Genomic DNA, 20,117 nt, shown 5'->3' on the forward strand with positions numbered 1-20,117 from the left:
CTCGCGGCGGGACGCCGAAGACAAAAACAGCGCGCCCCGGAAGGTCGCGCTGCGCATTGGCCGTTTCACGTCCTGTCGCCAGGTGGACACGGCAGTCTGAAAAATCAGTTCTCCAGCATCCGCCGCAGCAGCTCGACATCTTCCGCGAAGGTGCTGTCCGCCTGCATCAGCTCCGCCACGCGGGACACCGCGTGCATGACCGTGGTGTGGTCACGGTTGCCGAAGCGGCGGCCGATCTCCGGCAGCGAGCGCGAGGTCAGCTGCTTCGCCAGGTACATCGCCACCTGCCGCGGGCGCGCCACGTTGCGGGCGCGGCGGGCCGAGGACATGTCGGTCAGGCGGATGTTGTAGTGCTCGGCGACCTTGCGCTGGATCTCCTCGATCGTCACGCGGCGGTCATGGGCGCGCAGGATATCGTGCAGCACTTCCTGCGCCGATTCCAGCGTGATCGGCCGGCCGAACAGGTTGGCATGGGCGATCAGCCGGTTCAGCGCGCCTTCCAGCTCGCGGACATTGCTGGTGATCTTGTGCGCCAGGAATTCCAGCACCTTGGCCGGCACATCGACCTCGGCCGACTGGGCCTTGGCCTGCAGGATCGAGATGCGCAGCTCGTAGGTGGTGGCATGGATATCGGCCACCATGCCGCAGCCGAGCCGCGTGCGCAGGCGGTCCTCCAGCCCGGACAGGTCGCTGGGCGACTTGTCGGCCGAGACCACGATCTGCTTCCCGGCATCCACCAGCGCGTTGAAGGTGTGGAAGAACTCTTCCTGCGTGTTGTCCTTGCCGATCAGGAACTGCAGGTCGTCGATCATCAGCACGTCGACCGAGCGCAGCGATTCCTTGAACTCCATCGTGCTCTGCGAGCGCAGCGCGGCGATGAAGCGGTACATGAACTTCTCGGCCGACATGTAGGCGACGTTGCGCTGGCCGCCGAAGCTGATCGCCCAGGCGATCGAGTGCATCAGATGGGTCTTGCCCAGCCCGACGCCGCCATAGAGGAACAGCGGGTTGAAGCCGGGGCTGGCCGGCTTCTCGGCGACGCGGCGGGCGCAGGCATGGGCGAATTCGTTCGGCTTGCCGACGACGAAGCTGTCGAAGGTGAAGCGCGGGTCGAGCGGCGCCGCCCAGTCCGAGCGCGACTCGGAGGAGCGCGACTCGGCCCCGCGCGGCGGCGAGCTGGCGGGCTCGGCCAGCGCCAGCGTCGCCTGGGTGGCGCGCGCCGCCGGCGCGGCGCCGGCCAGGCCGCCCTCGGCCAGCCCGCCTGCCGCGCCCGGAGTCGCCTCGTCGGGCGCCTCCACGGGGCGGCTGTCGGGGGCGACGCGGATGTCGACGCGGCGGACGCCCAGGCTCTCGCCGGACCACAGGCTGCGCAGGCGATCGCCGTAATGGCTGCGCACCCAGTCGCGCAGGAAGCGCGTGGGCAGCAGGATGACCGCCTCTTCGCCTTCGATGGCGGCAAGGGTCATCTGGCGCAGCCAGCTACGGTACTCGACCTCGCCCACTTCCTCGCGCAGGCGGCCGCGGATGCGGGCCCAGGCTTCCGCGACCTGCCCGTTGGCCGGGCCGGTCGCGGCGGAGGGGGTGCCGAGCTCATTCTCCATGCGAAGCACCTGCCACCCTTTCGGCCCTGGGCCCTAGCTGAAAGCTGCCCCGCGAGGGGCGACAAGACCCCGGACGGAAGAGCCGGCCAGGGCGTGCAACACGGTTGGCGCCCTGCCGGCGACGGGCAGGAACAGCCTGACGACTGGAACTACAGCGCGCCGGAAAAACGGACGCAAATCACCGATCCGCTCTCGATGCCGGATTCAAAGAATTGAACCCGACGCCCGAAGGCGAACGGTAATGCCGGGATGTAATTGGGTACTCTGGAGCGGAAGCTTGTTCTGGAAGGCTATCCCCCGCTGCGCCTCTGGCGCAACGGGTTCTTGGCGAGAACACAGGATCCGCCGGTCACCCTGCCGTGCGGCAGGGCGAGCAGCCCTGGCTCAGGCCTGGGCCTGAGCGCCCAGCGCCTTGATGCGGGCGGACAGGCGGGACAGCTTGCGGGCCACCGTGTTCAGGTGAACGATGCCCTTGGTGACGGCGCGCTGGTATTCCGGCTGCGCGTCCTTGAAGGCGGCCTGGGCAGCGGCCTTGTCGCCGCTGGCAATGGCCTTCTCGACCTTGGTGAGGAAGGTGGAGACGCGCGAGCGACGGGCGCGGTTGCGCTCGTTGCGAGTGGCCGTCTGCCGGATGCGCTTGCGCGCGGAAGCCGTGTTCGCCATGGCGTGTTTCGAACCAGTCGTCTGTGTCTCAGGAACGCGCGCAGCCACCGGTGCCCAAAAGGCTCCCAACAGCTCCGAGCGGGAAGGCGCGGTTTCTACCCGGCTGCGACGCAGAGAGTCAATGCATGGCGCCCATGCCCCGGTGCGTCGCGCTGCCGGCGACCCGCTCGGGGCGGGACTCGGAAGCCGCGGCGCGGGGTCGGCCGCCAGGCCTTGCCGCGGGCCCGGCTTACGGCTTGCGGACCCGTAATGCAATGAAAGCTTCTCGGAACCGGCACGGCGCCGTCATCCGCCCCCCTTAGAGGCCGCCCCGACAGCAGAGGGTGGCAGGGTGTCGGGGATCAGGATCGAAGGGCTGGTGCGGGAGTATGGCGGCAGCCGGGTGCTGAAAGGCGTCTCGCTGCAGGTGGGGCCCGGGGAATTCGTCGCCCTGGTCGGGCCCTCGGGCTGCGGCAAGTCGACGCTGATGCGCATGATCGCCGGCATCGACCGGCCGGATGCCGGGCAGATCCACATCAATGGCCGCGAGGTCACCGGGCTGCGCCCTGGCGCGCGCGACGTCGCCATGGTGTTCCAGTCCTACGCGCTCTACCCGCATCTGACGGTGGCCGAGAACATCGCGGTGCCGCTGGCGCTGCGCCGGCTGAGCGCGGCGCAGCGCCTGCCGCTGGTCGGCGGCTTCCTGCCGGGCGCCCGCGCGGCACGCCGGCAGATCGAGGCCGATGTCGCCCGGGCCGCCGAGTCGCTCGGCCTCGGCGCCCTGCAGGGGCGGCGCCCCGGGCAGCTCTCGGGCGGGCAGCGGCAGCGCGTGGCGCTGGCCCGCGCCATCGTCCGCCGCCCGGCCGCCTTCCTGATGGACGAGCCACTGTCGAATCTCGATGCCGCGCTGCGGGTGCAGACAAGGCGCGAGATCGTCGAGATCCACCGCCGCGCCGGCGCCGCCACCCTCTATGTGACGCATGACCAGGCCGAGGCGCTGACCATGGCCGACCGGGTGGCGGTGATGCAGGGCGGCGAGATCCTGCAGGTCGCCAGCCCCGAGGCGATCTATGCCGACCCGGCCGATCTGCGGGTGGCCTGCTTCATCGGCTCGCCCAGGATCAACATCTTCTCGGCCGAGGCCGATTCGCAGGGTTTCGTCCGGGTCGCCGGGATGGCGACGGGATTGCGGGCGCCAATGACCGGCGCGCTGACGCTCGCGCTGCGCCCCGAGGACCTGCAGCCGGCGGTGAGCGGCCTGCCGGCGGTGGCCGAGGGCATCGAGTTCCTGGGCGAATCGCTGCTGCTGCACGCCCGACTCGAGGACAGCACGGCGCTGGTGCTGCGCCTGGCCCCCGAGTCCCGCGGCCATCTGGCGCCCGGCGCCCGGCTGGGCCTGGGCTTCGACCCGGCCCGCGCGCTGCTCTTCGGCGCCGACGGCAAGCGTGTCGCCGCCCGGGTCCAGGCCGCGGAGCCGGCCCTTGTCTGACGCGACCTTCGGCCTGCCGGTCGCGCCACGGCCAGCGCCATCGCGCGCCACCCCGGCCGCCCGCCATGCGCGCGGCGAGGCGATCACCGCCTGGCTGCTCAGCCTGCCGGCGATTCTTTCTTACCTTTTGCTCCTGTTGCTGCCGACGCTCGCCGCCGTGGCGCTGGCCTTCACCGACTATGAGCTGGGCAACGACACGGTCCGCTGGATCGGGCTGGAGAACTTCGCCGAGCTCTGGAGCGATCGCGGCTTCCGGCAGTCCTTCGTCAACACCGTCTTCTATGTCGGCGTGGTCACCCCGGGCTCGATCCTCGGCGCCCTGGTCATCGCCCTGCTGATCGAGGCCGGGGTGCGCGGCCGCACCCTGTTCCGCGCGGTGTTCTTCCTCCCCGTGGTGTCGCTGACCGTCGCCATGGCCTCGGCCTGGCAATACCTGCTGCACCCGACCATCGGCCCGCTGAACGCCATGCTGCGCCAGCTGGGCATCGCCGGCCCGGCCTGGCTGTCGGACAGCGGCATGGTCATGTGGTCGCTGGCCGGCATCGGCATCTGGGAGAATCTCGGCTTCAACCTGGTGCTGTTCCTGGCCGGGCTGACCGCCATCCCGCGCGAGCTCTATGCCGCGGCCGAGGTCGATGGCGCGCGCTCCGCCTGGGACCGCTTCCGCCTGGTCACCTGGCCGCTGCTGGGGCCGACGACGCTCTTCGTGCTGACCATCACCATGATCCGCTCGGTGCGGGTCTTCGACACGGTGAAGGTGCTGACCCAGGGCGGGCCGAACAAGGCCTCCGAGGTGCTGCTGCACAGCATGTACCAGGAAGGCTTCACCTTTTTCCGCCTGGGCTATTCGGCCGCCATCACCCTGGTCTTCCTGGCCATCGTGCTGGCGCTGATGTGGCTGCAGACCCGGGTCCTCGACAAGCGGGTGCATTATGGTTGAGCGCGACATCCCCTGGGCGCGCGACCTGCCGCGCCTGGCCGTCCTGGCCGCCCTCGGGCTGCTGCTGCTGCTGCCCTATATCTGGATGGTCTCGGCCAGCCTGAAGCCGGCCGACGAGATCTTCGCCGCCACCCTGAACCTGCTGCCCAAGCGGCTCTGGGTGGTGCAGAATTTCGGCACCGTCTTCGAGCGCCTGCCCGCTCTTCTGTACCTCTGGAACGGCGTGGTGGTCTGCGGCGGCATCCTGGTCTTCCAGCTGCTCTTTGCGATTCCCGCCGGGTATGCGCTGGCAAAGCTGGAGTTCCGCGGGCGGGAGCTGCTGCTGGGCGCCGTCATGCTCGGCCTGCTGGTGCCGCCGCATGTGCCGGCCCTGCCGCTCTATGCCGGGCTCAGCGCGCTGGGCATGCTCGACACCTACACGGCGCTGATCGCGCCCTCGACCATCTCGGTCTTCGCCATCTTCCTGTTCCGGCAGTTCTTCAAGTCGCTGCCGGACGACCTGATCCATGCCGCCCGCCTCGACGGCATGGGCGAGATGGCCATCGTCTGGCGCGTGGTGCTGCCCAATGCCTGGCCGGCCGCCACCGCCTTCGCGATCTTCTCGGTGGTGGCCCACTGGAACGACCTGTTCTGGCCGCTGATCGTGGTCAACAGCCCGGCCCACGCCACCCCCGCCCTCGGCGTCCTGTTCTTCCGCACCACCGAGGGCGACGACGATTTCGGCGCGCTGATGGCGGCCGCCGTGATCATGACCACCCCCCTGGTTCTGGCCTTCCTCCTGGCGCAGCGGCGCTTCGTCGAAGGCATCGCGACAACCGGCCTGAAGGGCTGACGGAGCTTCCCGACATGACCACCACCCTCTCGCGCCGCGCGGCGCTGCTCTCCGCCGGCGCGGCCCTCGGCACGCTGGCCGCCCCGCGCATCCTGCGCGCCCAGGGCGCGACCGAGATCACCGTCCACTACGCCCAGCCCTACATCTACAAGGAGAGCTACGACGCCATCCTGGCCGGCTTCGCCCGCCAGGAGCCGGGCATCAAGGTGAACTTCGTCACCACGCCGAACTACGAGGAAGGCGCCCAGCTGCTGCTGCGCCAGGCGACCACCAACCAGCTGCCCGACCTGTCCTACCAGGGCTTCAACCGGCTGCGCGTCTTCGCCGAGCGCGGCATCGCCCAGGACCTGACGCCGCTGCTGGCCCAGGAGGGGGAGCCTGCGCAGCAGGGCTATACGAAGAACCTGCTGCAGCTGGCGCATTTCGGCGGCATGCAGTCCGGGCTGGCCTATGCCGCCTCCAACCCGGTCTGCTTCTACAACGCCGACCTGGTGAAGCGCGCCGGCGGCGACCCGGACAACTTCCCGAAGGACTGGAACGGCGTCCTCGAGCTCGCCGCCAAGATTGACAGGCTCGGCGACGGGGTCGAGGGCCTGTGGTTCACCTGGTCGGGCGACGACTGGATGTTCTCGGCGCTGCTCTTCGGCCATGGCGGCCGCATGCTGAACGCCGACGAGACCGATGTCGGCTTCGCCGGCCCCGAGGGCCTGGGCGCGCTGACCCTGATCGACCGCATGGTCAAGCAGGGCGGCATGCCCAACCTCTCGGCGCCCGCCGCCCGCCAGGCCTTCGCCGCCGGCAAGCTCGGCATGATCTTCCAGACCACCGCCCAGGTGCGCGGCGCGGTGGCCAGCGTCGGCAAGAGCTTCGACCTGCGCACCACCGAGATGCCGGTGATCGACGCGGAGAAGGGCCGCCTGCCGACCGGCGGCGCCGCCGGCATGCTGACCGCCAAGGACCCGGCGAAGCGCGCCGCCGCCTGGAAGTTCCTGCGCTATTCGACCGGCCCCGAGGGCCAGGCGATGATGGTGCAGAACACCGGCTACCTGCCCTGCAACCAGCTGGCGATCGACGAGGAGCGCTATCTCGGCGCCTTCTACCGCGAGAACCCGCTGTTCATGCCGGCGGTGCGGCAGCTGCCGATCTCGATCCCCTGGTATGCCTTCCCGGGCAGCAACAGCGTGCGCGTCACCCAGACCATGGTCGACAACCTGGCCCGCATCGTCGAGCAGCGCGCGACGCCGGCCCAGGTCCAGGCCGACATGGCGGCCGAGGTGCGCCGCCTGCTGCCGCGGAAGTCCTGATCCGATGACCGTCACCCTGGCCCAGATCAGCGACACCCACCTGTCGCGCCGCCATCCCGGCTTCACCGCCAATTTCAACATCCTGGCCGGCCACCTGCTGGCCGAGGCGCCCGACCTGGTGATCCACACCGGCGACGTCTCGGCGCATGGCGAGCAGCTGAACGGTCCGGGCGAGGACGACCTGGCCTTCGCTGCCGCGGCGATGGACGGGCTCGGCCTCGGCTGGCAGGCGGTGCCGGGCAATCATGACATCGGCAACGACCCGGCGCTGGCGGGGAGCACCCCCGCCAATGCCGCGCGCCTGGCCCGCTGGCAGCGCCACTTCAACCCCGGCCACTTCCTGCAGGACGTGCCGGGCTGGCGGCTGATCGGGCTGAACACCCTGATCATGGGCGCCGATCTGCCCGAGGCCGAGGCGCAGTTCGCCTTCCTGGAAGAGGCCCTGGCGAAGGCAGGGGGACGCCGCGTGGCGATCTTCCAGCACAAGCCGCTCTGCGAGGTGACGCTGGCCGAGCAGCACCCGACCTACTGGTCGGTGCTGCCGGCGCCGCGCGCCCGCCTGGCTGCGCTGCTGACCCGCCACGACGTCGCCTTCGTCGCCTCCGGCCATGTCCACCAGGCGCAGGACCGCGGCGTGGTCGAGGGCATCCGGCAGATCTGGGCCCCGGCCGTCGCCTTCTTCGTCGGCGACACCTGGCAGCAGAAGGTCGGCGACAAGCGCCTCGGCTATGTCGAGCACCGGCTGCACGAGGATGGCCGGCACGAGAGCCGGCTGCGCCTGCTCGACACCCTGGCGCCGCACGATATCGGCCTGCTGCCGGAGATCTACGGCCCGCAGCAGCCGGTCGCGGCCTGACCCGGGCGGGGCGGCGGGGGAGCCCTCCGCCGCCCCGTTCCGCATGGGCGCGAATTCATCCGCGTCCCCCCGGCGCCCCGGGCGATCCGGCTTGACGGCGCCGTGAGCAAGGCGCATTTCCGCGCTGTGGCAGGGCTTTTCGGCCCCCGCCACTCCCCAGGAAACCCATCCGAACCATGCCCAGCGACAGTCCCAGCGACAGTCACTCTCGATTGTCCGCGCGCCTGACGACCCGCATGCGCTGAGCCAGCCAGGCCCGCCATGCGCGCCGCCGACGACGCGGACGCAGCAGGTGAGCCCATGCTTCAGACCACCCCTGGCTATCCGGCGGAGGACGTGGCGCGCCGCGGCCTCGGCGCCCTCGCCACCGGCCATGCCGCCGACCTCGTCGAGTTCCTCAACGAGCTGCCGCCCGAGGAGGCCGCCGCCGCCCTGGCGCGGCTGCCCGCCGAACGCCGCGTCGAGGCCTTCGACCATCCCGAGCTGGCCCGCGCCGGCGCCCTGCTGCTGGCCCTGCCCGAACCCGCCGCCAGCCGGCTGCTGGCCGAGATGTCGGCCGACCGCGCCGCCGACGTGCTGCGCGAGCTGCCGGAGCCGGCGCGCGACGCCCTGCTGCGCCCGCTGGAGCCGGAGCCGGCCTCCAGCCTGCGCGCCCTGCTGGCCTATCCGGAAGGCAGCGCCGGGTCGCTGATGACCACCGAATTCGTCAGCCTGCCGGCGACGGTGACGGTGGCCGAGGCGCTGGCGCATCTGCGCGCCGTCGAGCGGACGCGCGAGACCATCTACGCCCTCTATCTGCTGGACCCGGCCAGCGGTGCCCTGCTGCGCACCATCTCGCTGCGCCGGCTGATCACCGGCGAGCCGGGGCAGAAGGTGATGGAGCTGGCCCTGCCGCGCCAGCCGGTGACCGTCGCCGCCTCCACCCCGCGCAGCGAGGTCGCCCGCCTCTTCGCCCGCCACGACCTGCTGGCGGTCCCCGTGGTCGATGGCCGCCGCCAGGTGCTGGGCATCGTTACCGTGGACGACGTGCTGGATGCGGTGATCGACAAGGGTACCGAGGACGCCCAGCGCTTCGGCGGCATGGAGAGCCTGGGCCAGCCCTATCTGCGCATCGGCTTCGGCGAGATGATCCGCAAGCGCGCCGGCTGGCTCTGCATCCTGCTGCTGGGCGAGATGCTGACCGCCAGCGCCATGCAGCATTTCGAGGACCAGCTGGAGAAGGCCATCGTCCTCACCCTGTTCATCCCGCTGATCATGAGCTCCGGCGGCAATTCCGGCAGCCAGGCGACCTCGCTGCTGATCCGCGCCCTGGCCCTCGGCCAGGTGCGCCTGGCCGACTGGTGGCGGGTCGCGCTGCGCGAGCTGCCCACCGGCCTGACGCTGGGCGCCCTGCTGGGCGTGCTCGGCGCCGGGCGGCTGCTGCTCTGGCAATGGGCCGGCTTCTACGACTACGGGCCCCATTACCCGCTGGTGGCGCTGACCGTCGGCCTCGGCCTGGTCGGCATCGTGCTGTTCGGCTCGCTGGCCGGCTCGATGCTGCCCTTCCTGCTGAAACGCGCCGGCTTCGACCCCGCCAGCGCCTCGGCCCCCTTCGTGGCGACGCTGGTCGATGTGACGGGGCTGGTCATCTACTTCAGCGTGGCGACGGCGATCCTGGGGGGGACGCTTCTTTGAAGAGAAGCATCGGGCAGGTCGGGGGAATGAATTCCCCCGAACCCTCATCTTTTTTCTGATTACCGGCCGTGTGGTGGCCAGCGCCTTTTCCGGCAATGGCGCCAATGCATCACGGCGGGGCACATTTATATAATCTGCGCTCCTTTACAGGTCGCTCTGACATCTGGCCGTTTCACGTCCTGTCGCCACGTGGACATGGCAATTTGGAAGAAAAAAGAAGGGGTCCAGGGGAATTCATTCCCCTGGCCTGCCTCTGTCTTACTTAAAGACTGGCTTCCGCTTCTCGACAAAAGCCGCCATCCCTTCCTGCTGACCTTCCGTCCCGAACAGCCCCAGGAACAGGCGGCGTTCCAGGCGGACGCCTTCGCGCAGCGGCAGCTCGAAGGCGGCGTTCACCGCCTCCTTGGCCATGGCGACGGCGGGGGCGGAAAGGCCGGCGATCTTGGTGGCGATCTTCAGGGCTTCGGGGAGGAGGTCGGCCACCGGGACGACACGGGCGGCGAGGCCGGCGCGCTCGGCTTCCTCGGCCGACATCATGCGGCCGGTCAGCACCATTTCCATGGCCTTCGACTTGCCGATGGCCCGCGTCAGGCGCTGGCTGCCGCCGGCGCCGGGGATGATGCCCAGGTTGATCTCGGGCTGGCCGAACTTCGCGTTGTCGGCGGCCAGGATCATGTCGCACATCATGGCCAGCTCGCAGCCGCCGCCGAGCGCGAAGCCGGCCACCGCCGCGATCACCGGCTTGCGGATGGTCAGCACGGCTTCCCAGCTCGCGCCGATGAAGTCGTTCAGATAGGTGTCGGGAAAGCGGCGGGCCTGCATCTCCTTGATGTCGGCGCCGGCGGCGAAGGCCTTCTCGTTGCCGGTCAGGATGATGGCGGCGACGGCCGGGTCGGCGTCGGCGGCGCGCAGCGCCTGGCCGAGCTCCTGCATCAGCTGGTCGCAGAGCGCGTTCAGCGCGGCCGGGCGGTTCAGCCTGATGACGGCGGCGGGGCCCTGGGTCTCGACCTCGATCATTTCATAGGCCATCGGCGGCGTTCCTCCTGGGATCAGTCTTGGCGGATCTAGCGTTGGGTGCGGGCGCAGAAGAAGGTGCTGCGGCCGGACTGGACGATGCGCGAGACGCCCGCGCAGCCCGGCGGGCCGGGGCAGAGCGGGCAGGGCGCGGCCTCGCGGTCATAGACCTGGAAGCGGTCCTGGAAATGGCCGAGCTCGCCATCGGTCTGCACGTAGTCGCGCAAGGACGAGCCGCCGGCCTCGATGGCTTCGGTCAGCACCGCCTTGATGGCGGGCACCAGGCGGCCAGCGCGGGCGCCGGGAATGGTGCCGGCCAGGCGGCGGGGCGAGATGCCGGCGCGGAACAGCGCCTCGGCGACATAGATATTGCCGAGGCCGGCAACGATGCGCTGGTCGAGCAGAGCGGCCTTGATCGGCGTCTGCCGGCCGGCCAGCGCCGAGGACAGCACGCCCTCGGTGAAGCTGTCCTCGAGCGGCTCGGGGCCCATGCCGGCGAGCAGCTTGTGGCTGTCCTCCTCGGCGGTGGGGACCAGGTCGACGCTGCCGAAGCGGCGCGGATCGACGAAGCCGATGCGCTGGCCGTCATCGGTCTGCATCACCAGGTGCTCGTGGGCCGGGGGCGGGGCGTTGTCGCCGATCGGGCGGGCGACCATGCGGCCGGACATGCCGAGATGGATCAACACCGAATCGCCGCCGGAGAGGCGGATCAGCATGTACTTGCCGCGGCGCCGAAAACCCTCGACGCGGCTGCCGGTCAGGCGCTGGGCGAGGCCGGGCGGGAAGGGCCAGCGCATGCCGGCGCGGTGGGTCGCCGCCATGGTCAGCACCCGGCCCTGCAGCAGTCCGGCCAAGCCGCGCATCACGGTTTCGACTTCGGGAAGCTCAGGCATCGCGGTCCATGTTCGGCAGGGCCGTCCTGTATCGGCTGTTTTTCCCTGGCCGGCCAGCCGGGGTGGCTGCGCGGAAATATGAAGCCGCCAGGAATTGCCCGCCGCCCGCCCTGGCGCCAGCCTGGAGGCCCTCGCTGGATGGAATTGGAAAAACAATGCGGCAGGCGATCTTGGCGCTCGGGCTGATGGCGATCGGGCTGCAGGGGGCCTGGGCGCAAGCGCCCGGGCTGCGGGTGCAGTCGCAGGTCGAGGGCCTGGCCTTCACGCCGCTGGCCGCCCTGCCGCCGGCGCCGCGCGGCGCCGATGGCCGGCTCTGCGGCTTCGCCAAGCCGGGCGAGACGCCGGCCGGGCGGCTGGTCTCGCGCGCCGGCTGGGCGGTGACGGGGGAGGAAAAGCTCGGGCGGCTGCAGGCGGTGAGCTTCGCCGGGGAATTCCAGCCCGGCACCAGCGGCAGCTGCGAGATCCGCCAGGGCAATGTGGCGCTGTTCGAGGGCGAGCAGATCCTGGCCGTCGCCTATGCCCGGCCCGGCGCGCGCCGCAGCATCGGCGCCATCCTGCCGCTGGAGATCGCCGGGCAGCCGGGGGGCTTGCGGCTGTGGGACGGGGATTTCCTTAGCCAGCCGCTGGCCGATCTGCGGGCGCAGCCGGACGGCACCCTGGCCCTGCAGCCGCTGGCGCCGGAGGAGACGCGCTGCCAGGGGCGGGTGACGCTGCCCAACCTCTACGGCAAGCCGATCACCGAGGCGCGGCGGCTGCTGCAGGCGCGCGGCTGGACGCCGGTGCCGGGCGAGCGCCAGGGCAGCGACATCGGCGGGCGGGAGGAAGCGCTGGCCCAGGCCGGCGTGGTCGAGGTCGACAGCTGCTCGGGCACCGGCTTCGGCTATTGCCGCTTCGGCTATCGCAGCGGCAGCGCCCTGCTGGATGTCACCACGGTCGGCGACAACCCGGTGCCGAGCGTCTCCGACTACGGCGTGCGCTGCGGCGGCGGGTGACCGCCGGGATCAGCCGGGCAGCACCTCGAAGCCGGTGACGCCGGTGGCGAGCAGGGCGCGCAGCTCGCGCGGCTCGAGGGCGATGCAGCCCTCGGTCGGCGCATAGCCCGGCCGGGCGACATGCAGGAAGATGGCGCTGCCGCGGCCGCGCACCACGGGGGCGTCGTTCCAGCCGAGCAGGCCGATGACGTCATAGACGCCATCCTCCCGCCAGAGCTGCTCGTGCCGCGCGTCATGCGGCAGGCGGATGCGGGTGTTGTAGGCGGGGTGGGAGGAATCGTCGCACCAGCCATCGTCGCGGGCGATCGGCTCGACCGGCAGGGCGCAGGCCGGGGCCGGACCGCGATCGGCACGGTAGAGGATGCGGCGCAGCGGCAGCGGGCCGAGCGGCGTGGCGCCATCCCCCTCCATCTTGGCGGCCGAGACGCCGCCCTTGCCGAGCGCGCAGCGCCAGGTCCGGCCCTGCAGCGTCACCAGCCCCTCGGAGCGCCCGGTCGGGCGGACGGCGGCGACCAGCATCAGCGGAGCAGGTGGCCGAAGCGCTCGGCCTTGGTCTCCAGATACTTGTCGTTGACGCCATTGGCGTCGAACTGGTGCGCCTCGCGGCCCTCGACGGCGATGCCGCAGGCGGCGAGGCCGGCCATCTTGTCGGGGTTGTTGGTCAGCAGCCGGACGCGGGGGATGCCGAGCTGCTGCAGCATGGTGGCGGCCACCAGGAAGCCGCGCTCGTCGGCGCCGTAGCCGAGCGCCCGATTCGCATCCAGCGTGTCCAGCCCCTGGTCCTGCAGCGTATAGGCGCGCAGCTTGTTGACCAGGCCGATGCCGCGGCCCTCCTGCGCCAGATAGAGCAGCACGCCGGCGCCCTCGCGCCCCATGCGGGCGATGGCGCCGCGCAGCTGCGGGCCGCAGTCGCAGCGCAGGCTCCCCAGCAGGTCGCCGGTGAAGCATTCGGAATGGGCGCGCACCAGCGGGGCGCCGCCTTCGGCCGCCAGCTTCTCGGGGTCGCCCACCAGGATCGCCAGATGCTCGATGCCGCCATCGGCGGCGCGGAAGGCGACGATGCGGGCGTCGCGGGCATCCTCCAACGGCACGCGCGCCTCGGCGACGCGGGTCAGGCTGGTCGCGGCGGAGGTCGGATAGGCCAGGATATCGGCCGCCGGCACGCTCAGCAGGCCGAGCGCCTCGGCGGCGCCCTCCCGCGCCGGGGCGGCGACCAGCGCCGGCAGCAGCCGGCCGAGCTTGGCCAGCGCCAGGGCGGCGGCGGCGAGCGGCGGCGGCGGCTGCAGCTCCGGCTGCTCGGGCAGCAGCCGCTCGGCCACCGGATCGGCCAGGCGCTTCAGCGCGGCGGGGTCCAGCAGGGTGGCGGGCAGGCGCAGCGCCACCACGCCTTCCTCCAGCCAGCGCGCCTCGGAGGGATGCGCATCGGCGCGCTGCACCGCGGTGGGGATCGGACGCTGCAGCAGGGCGGCGGCGCGGATCGGCGCCAGCAGCAGGGCAGGGGGGGCGATGGCGGCGGCGGCAAGCTCGGCCAGGCCACGGGCGCCGACGGTCTCGGCGGCCGCCACCAGCAGCGCGCCGCCGGCGGGCGTCGCCGGCAGGCCGGTCAGCAGCACGGGCGTGCCGCGGCGCAGGTCGCTGGCGGCACGGTGAACGGCGCGCAGGGCAAGCGCCTCGGCATCGGGCACGGCCGGGCCGATCTCCGCCGCATGCCGCAGGGCCGGCGCGACATTTCCAGTGCTGGTCATCCGATCCAATTCCCTAATAGCCCGGCGTTTTTTCCCGATTCTCTGGTCACGAAATCGGGAGAACACCGGAAAATGGCCCGGCAGACACCGGGCGGACCGCCGGCAGCCATGACTATGCAACCTGCGTCGTGGCCTCAATGTGGCGCTCTGGATCGAGTTGCCATCCCCCCATGGGGCTTACACGAGGCTTGCAGGCCTCCGGGGAAGGAAATTTGCGGCAGGCGGCAAAAAACCACCCGGAAAATGAATCCTGCGGGAGCGGCGGATGAGCAGGGCTTGCCGCGAGGCGAGGCAGCGGTCACGATAAGCCCATGGTGGCCTTCCGGCCGCCCGGCTGATTCCGGGAGGTAGAAGCCATGGATAACTCTTGGCTAAGTCGGGAGATCGCATGACCGGCCCGCGGCCGATCCTGATCGTGGATGATGATGACGCGCTGCGCGTCACCTTGTCCGAACAATTGGCGCTGGATGGCGAATTCGCGCCTGTCGAAGCCGGGACCGCGGCGGATGCCGCGGCCCAGTTGCTGGCCCCTGGCGGGCGATGCGACGCCGTGCTCCTGGATATCGGCCTGCCGGATGGCGATGGCCGGGATCTCTGCGCGCGCCTGCGGCAGGAGGGGGTGAAGATCCCCATCATCATGCTGACCGGCGCGGATGCGGAGCAGGACGTGGTGCGCGGGCTCGATGCCGGCGCCAACGACTACATCGCCAAGCCCTTCCGGGTGGGTGAGCTGCTGGCGCGGCTGCGCGCCCAGCTGCGGGTGTTCGACAATTCCGAGGACGCGGTCTTCGTGATTGGTCCCTACACCTTCCGCCCCTCGGCCAAGCTGCTGCTGGAGCCGGTGAAGAACCGCAAGATCCGCCTGACCGAGAAGGAAGCGGCGATCCTGAAGTTCCTCTACCGTGCCGGTGGCCGTCCGGTGGCGCGGCAGATCCTGCTGAACGAGGTCTGGGGCTACAATGCCGCCGTGACCACGCACACGCTGGAGACGCATATCTATCGCCTGCGGCAGAAGATCGAGCCGGACCCGGCGAATGCGGCGCTGCTGCTGACCGAGGGGGGCGGCTATCGCCTTGACCCCCAGGCCGGCCGCGAGGCGGCTGCCTGAGATCGAAGGCCGGGGGTGTTCCTCCCGGCCTTTTTCTTGGGCGGTATCCTGATCCGGTGCCTGCGGCAGCCTGACAGAAAAAAGATGGGGGTCCGGGGGAATTCCTTCCCCCGGCCTTTTTTTCTGTCCCTTGCCTCTGACCCTGCCGACGGGCATTTTCCGCGCGCTTTTTGCCTTGGTCCGCCCGCGCCGTCCCGGCCCTGCGGCCGCATTCTGTAAGGACCTTCGACGATGCGCGTGAAGGATGTGAAGAAGGTTGTGCTCGCCTATTCCGGCGGGCTGGACACCTCGGTCATTCTGAAGTGGCTGCAGACGACCTACCAGTGCGAGGTGGTGACCTTCACCGCCGATCTGGGCCAGGGCGAGGAGCTGGGCCCGGCCCGCGACAAGGCGCTGCTGCTCGGCATCAAGCCCGAGAACATTTTTATTGAGGACCTGCGGGAGGAGTTCACCCGCGACTTCGTCTTCCCGATGTTCCGCGCCAATGCCCTGTATGAGGGCTGCTACCTGCTGGGCACCTCGATCGCGCGGCCGCTGATCGCCCAGCGCCAGATTGAGATCGCCGAGAAGGTCGGCGCCGACGCCGTCAGCCATGGCGCGACCGGCAAGGGCAACGACCAGGTCCGCTTCGAGATCGGCTATTACGCGCTGAAGCCGGATGTGAAGGTGATCGCGCCCTGGCGCGAATGGGACCTGACCAGCCGCACCCGGCTGCTGGAATTCGCCGAGGCGAACCAGATCCCCATCGCCAAGGACAAGCGCGGCGAGGCGCCCTTCTCGGTCGACGCCAACCTGCTGCACAGCTCCTCCGAGGGGAAGATCCTGGAGGAGCCCTGGGACGCGCCGGACGAGATGGTCTGGCAGCGCACGATCAGCCCGGTCAACGCGCCGGACAAGGTCACCGAGATCACCGTCGAGTTCGAGCGCGGCGACGCGGTCGGCATCAATGGCGAGCGGCTGTCGCCGGCCACCCTGCTGACCAAGCTGAACGCGCTGGGCAAGGAGAACGGCATCGGCCGGCTCGACCTGGTGGAGAACCGCTTCGTCGGCATGAAGAGCCGCGGCTGCTATGAGACCCCGGGCGGCACCATCCTGCACACCGCCCACCGCGCGATCGAGAGCATCACGCTGGACCGCGAGGCCGCGCACCTCAAGGACAGCATCATGCCGCGCTATGCGGAGATCATCTACAACGGCTTCTGGTTCAGCCCGGAGCGCCGGATGATCCAGGCCATGGTCGATGAGAGCCAGAAGAGCGTCACCGGCACGGTCCGGCTGAAGCTCTACAAGGGCAATGTCATCGTCAGCGGCCGGCAGTCGCCGAACAGCCTCTACTCGATGAAGCACGTCACTTTCGAGGACGACCAGGGCGCCTACGACCAGTTCGACGCCCAGGGCTTCATCAAGCTGAACGCGCTGCGCCTGCGCCTCGGCGCCATGGCCGGCCGCAAGGGCGGCGCGCTGTAATATCCTGCTCCGGCGCCGCCCTGCGCGGGCGGCGGGGCCAGGCCAGAGTCATGGAAGGGCCAGAGTCGTGGAAGGGCCCGGGGCGGCGACGCCCCGGGCCCTTCCTGTGTCCGGGCAACCGATCGCCGAGGGCGGCGTTTGCTTGGCCAGAGCCCGGCGTTCCGTCGGGCAGAAAGAAGCAGAAGGAGAAGGCTCATGGCCCGCATCCGCACCACCCTCGCCACCGCCGCCGTGCTGGGCGCCTCGCTCGGCCTGGGCGCTGCCGCCCAGGCGCAGTCGCCCTATCCCGCCCCGATGGCCCCGCCGGCCAGCAGCGCGCCGATGGGCACCCCGATGGCCGCGCCGATGGCGCCGCCCATGGCCCCCGCACCGGGCATGGCGCCGGGCATGGCGCCGCACCACCGGCCGATGCACCCGCCGGGTGCCGCCAGCACCTATGGCATGGGCGGCATGACCCCCGGCGCCGCGCCGGGCATGGCCCCGCCGCCGATGGGCGCGATGGGTCATCCCAACGTGATGCCGGCCCCGGCGCAGCCCTTCTCCGGCCTGACGCTGCCGCAGCAGCAGGGCGTCGGCAACGGCGCCTACAATGGCGGCGGCGTGGTGCTCGAATACCTGCCGGACGGCACCACCCGCGTGGTGCGCTGACCGCACGCGAAAGGGCCGGGGGAGCGATCCCCCGGCCCTTTTTCATGCCTGCCGGTCGCCGGCGGGTCAGGCGGCGCGGGGCGTCGCCGGATAGCCGATCAGCCGGTTCAGCTTCAGCGCATAGGCGCCGTCGCCGAGCAGCGCCTGGACCGCCAGCGCCGCGATCCAGAACACCGGGAATTCCCAGCCACCACCGGCATTGCTGAAGACCCAGCCATTGCCGGCATGCTGCAGCGTCGCGCCGATCAGGATCGGCACCGCCAGCAGCGACACGGCGCGGGTCCAGAAGCCGAGGACCAGGGCGATGCCGGCCAGGGTCTCGGCGATGGCGACCACGGCGCCGAGCACCGGCGGGTAGCCCAGGCTGCCGAAGAAGCCCATGGTGCCGGTCAGGCCGAAGGTCATGATCTTCATGTAGAGGCCATGGGCCAGGAACATCACGCCCAGGCTGAGGCGGAGCAGCAGGGCCGCCAGGGCGGCAGAACGGTCGTTCGTCATTGTCTTGATCAATCCCGTCGAGGAAAGGGGCGCGGCGCTGAACACCGCCGTTGACCCAGACTAGCCAGGCGCGGGCTTCGCCTTCCAAATGGAAGAACGAAGGATCATCATCACCGGTATCAATGGCCGACCTCTCCACCCTCGACCTGAACTTGCTGCGCGTCTTCGACGCCGTGGCGCGCGAGCGCCATGTCACCCGCGCGGCGCAACGGCTGAACCTGTCGCAGCCGGCCGTCTCCAACGCGCTGGCCCGGCTGCGCGTCGCGCTGAAGGACGAGCTGTTCCTGCGCCGCCCCGGCGGCGTCGAGGCGACCGAGCTCGCCCTGTCGCTGACCCAGCCGGTGGCCGAGGTGCTGGACCGGCTGCGCGACGCCCTGGCCAGCCACGCCCCCTTCGATCCCGCCAGCTCCGACCGGGTCTTCCCCATCGGGCTGTCGGAATATGCCGAGGCCGTGCTGGCGCCGCCGCTGATGGCGCGGCTGGCGAAGGAGGCGCCGGGCTGCCTGGTCTCGATCAGCCATGCCGACCGGATCGGCGCGCTGGACATGCTGGAGGCCGACCAGGTGCAGCTGGTGATCGGCATGCTGGGGGAGCCGCCGGCGCTCTACACCCGCCTCCGCCTGCTGCCCGAGGCTTTCTTGCTCCTCATGCGGCCGGGGCATCCGCTGGCGGAGGGGGAGATCGACCTGGCCCGCTTCACCGCCTTCCCGCATCTGCTGCATTCGCCGAACGGCTCGCGCGACGGGGCGCTGGACGCGCCGCTGCGCGAGGCGGGCTTCCCGCGGCGGCTGGGGGCGGTGGTGGCCCACCTCTCGGCGGTGCCGGGCATCCTGAAGCGGACCGACATGGTGATGTCGCTCTCCGCCCGGCTGGCGCATCAGCTGGCCGAGGCGCATGGGCTGGTGGTGCGGCCCTGCCCGGTCGCGGTGCCGCATACAAGGCTGTCGCTGATCTTCCCGCGCCGTTTCGAGGCCGACCAGGGCCATGCCTGGCTGCGCCGCCTGCTTCTTTCCGTGGCGCGCGAGGCGACCTCGCTGGAGCAGTGCGAATCGCTGAAGGGGCTGGGGGTCCCGGCCCCGGCCGAGGACGACTAGGCTCCGTCTCAGCTCTTGAGCCGATCGGGTGAGGCGGCCAGGCAGAGGCTGCCGGGGAAGCAGGTGGCGGTCTTCCCGTGGCGTGTGGCGACGGCGCGCCCCTCCTTCCGCCGCGCCCGGAGGCGCTTGACCTTGTCGCGGCTGGTGGAGATCCAGGCGGGGCAGGCAACCGGGGAAAGCCTGCGGGACGTCGCCGCCGCCACAGGGCTTCCGCGCGAGCAGCTCCATGCCCGCGCGCCGGAACTGTGCGAAGGCAAAGAGCAACAGCAGCCTGCATCCAAGCCCGGGCCGCGCCGTTACAGGAATTGTAGCGGAGCACAACCTTTGCCGTCCCATCGCCGCGCCCTCGAACTCCTGGCCCGCCTCGGCTATGCCGCGCGGGGCGTTGTCAACCTGGTGGTGGGGCTGCTGGCCTTCCTGGCCGCCCTGGGTCAGGGCGGCGGCAACAGCGGCAACAAGGGCGCGCTGCTCTCGCTGCTGTCCCACCGGTTTGGCGGCGTTCTGCTCGGCATCGTGGCGGTGGGGCTGTTCGGTTTCGCCCTCTGGCGCGCCTGCCAGTCGGTGCTGGACGCCGACCGCCGCGGCACCGCCCCCAAGGCCCTCTGCGCCCGCGCCGGCCAACTGATCTCGGCCTTCACCTATGCCAGCCTTGGGCTCTTCGCCGCCACCCTGGCGGCCGGCGGCGCCGCCGCGCGGGGCGCGACAGACGATGCCTCCGAGGCGCAGGACTGGTCACGCTGGATCATGTCCCACAGCTTCGGCGAAGTGGTGATCGGGCTGGCGGGCGCCGTGGTGGCCGGTGTCGGGATCGGGCTGCTGGTGCGCGGCTGGCGTGCCTCCTTCACCAAGCACCTGGACTGCCCGGAAAATGCCGCGCAGTGGGTGGTGCCGCTCGGCCGGGTCGGCTTCATGGCACGCGGCGTGGTGTTCCTGATTATCGGCCTTTTCGTGATGCTGGCGGCGCTGCACTCCAACCCGCAGGAAGTGGTTGGCCTCAGCGGGGCGCTGCGCGTGCTGCAGGGCCAGCCCTTCGGCCAGTTCCTTTTCGGGGTGGTGGCGCTGGGACTGGCGGCCTTCGGCATGTTCGAATTCGCGGAGGCGCGATACCGGCGGATCGATGCGCCGGGGTGACAAGGTGGGAAATTGCCACCAGTAACTCGACAGGAGCATCGGCGGCGGTTCTGGGATTTTGCGGCGGAAAAGCTTTCAGGCGAGAATGCTGCGCCGGCGCAGGAAGAGCGGGAGCCGATCTCGCCGCGCACCAGGGCAGCACTGGCGGCGGCCACAGCGCGCAGGATGACCTCCATGGCTCCCGCCGCG

Annotated in this window: 19 protein-coding genes; 12 read left to right on the forward strand and 7 right to left on the reverse strand. The window is 70.8% G+C overall.

Annotation, left to right across the window (positions count from 1 at the left end; translation table 11 throughout):
* Window positions 1-104 precede the first annotated feature (104 nt).
* Window positions 105-1,601, reverse strand: coding sequence for a chromosomal replication initiator protein DnaA (dnaA, locus tag WFI16_RS14725; RefSeq protein WP_419898561.1), 1,497 nt, complete (start codon window positions 1,599-1,601; stop codon window positions 105-107).
* Between the two features lie 384 nt (window positions 1,602-1,985).
* The gene (gene rpsT, locus WFI16_RS14730; protein ID WP_419898562.1) at window positions 1,986-2,264 is read right to left on the reverse strand and encodes a 30S ribosomal protein S20; all 279 of its coding nucleotides are present in this window, start codon (window positions 2,262-2,264) and stop codon (window positions 1,986-1,988) included.
* A 331-nt stretch (window positions 2,265-2,595) separates the two neighbouring features.
* On the opposite strand from rpsT, the gene WFI16_RS14735 reads away from it, so the two are divergent.
* The 6 genes from WFI16_RS14735 to mgtE all read left to right on the forward strand — a co-directional run bounded on the left by WFI16_RS14735 (window position 2,596) and on the right by mgtE (window position 9,338).
* Window positions 2,596-3,732: an ABC transporter ATP-binding protein gene (locus tag WFI16_RS14735; protein ID WP_419898563.1), complete on the forward strand. Its 1,137-nt coding sequence runs from the start codon at window positions 2,596-2,598 to the stop codon at window positions 3,730-3,732.
* Window positions 3,725-4,672: a carbohydrate ABC transporter permease gene (locus WFI16_RS14740; RefSeq protein WP_419898564.1), complete on the forward strand. Its 948-nt coding sequence runs from the start codon at window positions 3,725-3,727 to the stop codon at window positions 4,670-4,672. The genes WFI16_RS14735 and WFI16_RS14740 overlap by 8 nt, the downstream gene beginning before the upstream one ends.
* Window positions 4,665-5,504 carry a carbohydrate ABC transporter permease gene (locus tag WFI16_RS14745; protein WP_419898565.1) on the forward strand — a complete coding sequence of 280 codons (840 nt, stop codon included), beginning with the start codon at window positions 4,665-4,667 and terminating at the stop codon, window positions 5,502-5,504. The genes WFI16_RS14740 and WFI16_RS14745 overlap by 8 nt, the downstream gene beginning before the upstream one ends.
* A gap of 14 nt (window positions 5,505-5,518) precedes the next feature.
* The gene (locus WFI16_RS14750) at window positions 5,519-6,808 is read left to right on the forward strand and encodes an ABC transporter substrate-binding protein (RefSeq protein WP_419898566.1); all 1,290 of its coding nucleotides are present in this window, start codon (window positions 5,519-5,521) and stop codon (window positions 6,806-6,808) included.
* 4 nt (window positions 6,809-6,812) lie between these two features.
* Entirely contained in the window at window positions 6,813-7,664 is an 852-nt protein-coding gene (locus WFI16_RS14755; RefSeq protein ID WP_419898567.1) for a metallophosphoesterase family protein, read from the forward strand.
* Window positions 7,665-7,964: 300 nt separating this feature from the next.
* Window positions 7,965-9,338 carry a magnesium transporter gene (gene mgtE, locus WFI16_RS14760; protein ID WP_419898568.1) on the forward strand — a complete coding sequence of 458 codons (1,374 nt, stop codon included), beginning with the start codon at window positions 7,965-7,967 and terminating at the stop codon, window positions 9,336-9,338.
* A 258-nt stretch (window positions 9,339-9,596) separates the two neighbouring features.
* On the opposite strand, the gene WFI16_RS14765 is transcribed toward mgtE, so the two are convergent.
* Both WFI16_RS14765 and mutM read right to left on the reverse strand, forming a co-directional pair.
* Window positions 9,597-10,367 (reverse strand): enoyl-CoA hydratase, encoded by a 771-nt coding sequence (locus WFI16_RS14765; protein ID WP_419898569.1) that lies wholly within the window; start codon window positions 10,365-10,367, stop codon window positions 9,597-9,599.
* A gap of 35 nt (window positions 10,368-10,402) precedes the next feature.
* Complete coding sequence (mutM, locus tag WFI16_RS14770) at window positions 10,403-11,245, reverse strand: bifunctional DNA-formamidopyrimidine glycosylase/DNA-(apurinic or apyrimidinic site) lyase (protein ID WP_419898570.1); 843 nt, start codon at window positions 11,243-11,245, stop codon at window positions 10,403-10,405.
* 155 nt (window positions 11,246-11,400) lie between these two features.
* Here mutM and WFI16_RS14775 point away from each other — a divergent pair, with 155 nt between their 5' ends.
* Window positions 11,401-12,237 carry a PASTA domain-containing protein gene (locus WFI16_RS14775; RefSeq protein WP_419898571.1) on the forward strand — a complete coding sequence of 279 codons (837 nt, stop codon included), beginning with the start codon at window positions 11,401-11,403 and terminating at the stop codon, window positions 12,235-12,237.
* A gap of 9 nt (window positions 12,238-12,246) precedes the next feature.
* Here WFI16_RS14775 and WFI16_RS14780 read toward each other — a convergent pair whose 3' ends face one another.
* Together WFI16_RS14780 and WFI16_RS14785 are read right to left on the reverse strand one after the other, a co-directional pair.
* On the reverse strand, window positions 12,247-12,756 hold the full coding sequence (locus tag WFI16_RS14780) for a L,D-transpeptidase family protein (RefSeq protein ID WP_419898572.1): 510 nt from the start codon (window positions 12,754-12,756) through the stop codon (window positions 12,247-12,249).
* Entirely contained in the window at window positions 12,756-13,982 is a 1,227-nt protein-coding gene (locus WFI16_RS14785; RefSeq protein WP_419898573.1) for a GTP cyclohydrolase II, read from the reverse strand. The genes WFI16_RS14780 and WFI16_RS14785 overlap by 1 nt, the downstream gene beginning before the upstream one ends.
* A gap of 388 nt (window positions 13,983-14,370) precedes the next feature.
* Here WFI16_RS14785 and WFI16_RS14790 point away from each other — a divergent pair, with 388 nt between their 5' ends.
* The 3 genes from WFI16_RS14790 (at window position 14,371) to WFI16_RS14800 (ending at window position 17,205) form a co-directional block, all read left to right on the forward strand.
* Entirely contained in the window at window positions 14,371-15,090 is a 720-nt protein-coding gene (locus tag WFI16_RS14790) for a response regulator transcription factor (protein WP_076960169.1), read from the forward strand.
* 231 nt (window positions 15,091-15,321) lie between these two features.
* A complete protein-coding gene (locus tag WFI16_RS14795) occupies window positions 15,322-16,557 on the forward strand; it encodes an argininosuccinate synthase (RefSeq protein ID WP_419898574.1) in 1,236 nt (411 codons plus the stop codon).
* 195 nt (window positions 16,558-16,752) lie between these two features.
* Window positions 16,753-17,205 (forward strand): hypothetical protein, encoded by a 453-nt coding sequence (locus WFI16_RS14800; protein WP_419898575.1) that lies wholly within the window; start codon window positions 16,753-16,755, stop codon window positions 17,203-17,205.
* 66 nt (window positions 17,206-17,271) lie between these two features.
* Here WFI16_RS14800 and WFI16_RS14805 read toward each other — a convergent pair whose 3' ends face one another.
* A complete protein-coding gene (locus tag WFI16_RS14805; RefSeq protein WP_419898576.1) occupies window positions 17,272-17,703 on the reverse strand; it encodes a DoxX family protein in 432 nt (143 codons plus the stop codon).
* 122 nt (window positions 17,704-17,825) lie between these two features.
* Between WFI16_RS14805 and WFI16_RS14810 the strand changes: the two genes are divergently transcribed.
* Window positions 17,826-18,797: a LysR family transcriptional regulator gene (locus tag WFI16_RS14810; RefSeq protein ID WP_419898577.1), complete on the forward strand. Its 972-nt coding sequence runs from the start codon at window positions 17,826-17,828 to the stop codon at window positions 18,795-18,797.
* A 132-nt stretch (window positions 18,798-18,929) separates the two neighbouring features.
* The gene (locus WFI16_RS14815) at window positions 18,930-19,928 is read left to right on the forward strand and encodes a DUF1206 domain-containing protein (protein WP_419898578.1); all 999 of its coding nucleotides are present in this window, start codon (window positions 18,930-18,932) and stop codon (window positions 19,926-19,928) included.
* Window positions 19,929-20,117 lie beyond the last annotated feature (189 nt).

It is taken from the genome of Roseomonas sp. USHLN139 (assembly GCF_037145735.1).
In the GTDB taxonomy this organism is placed as follows: Bacteria; Pseudomonadota; Alphaproteobacteria; order Acetobacterales; family Acetobacteraceae; genus Pseudoroseomonas.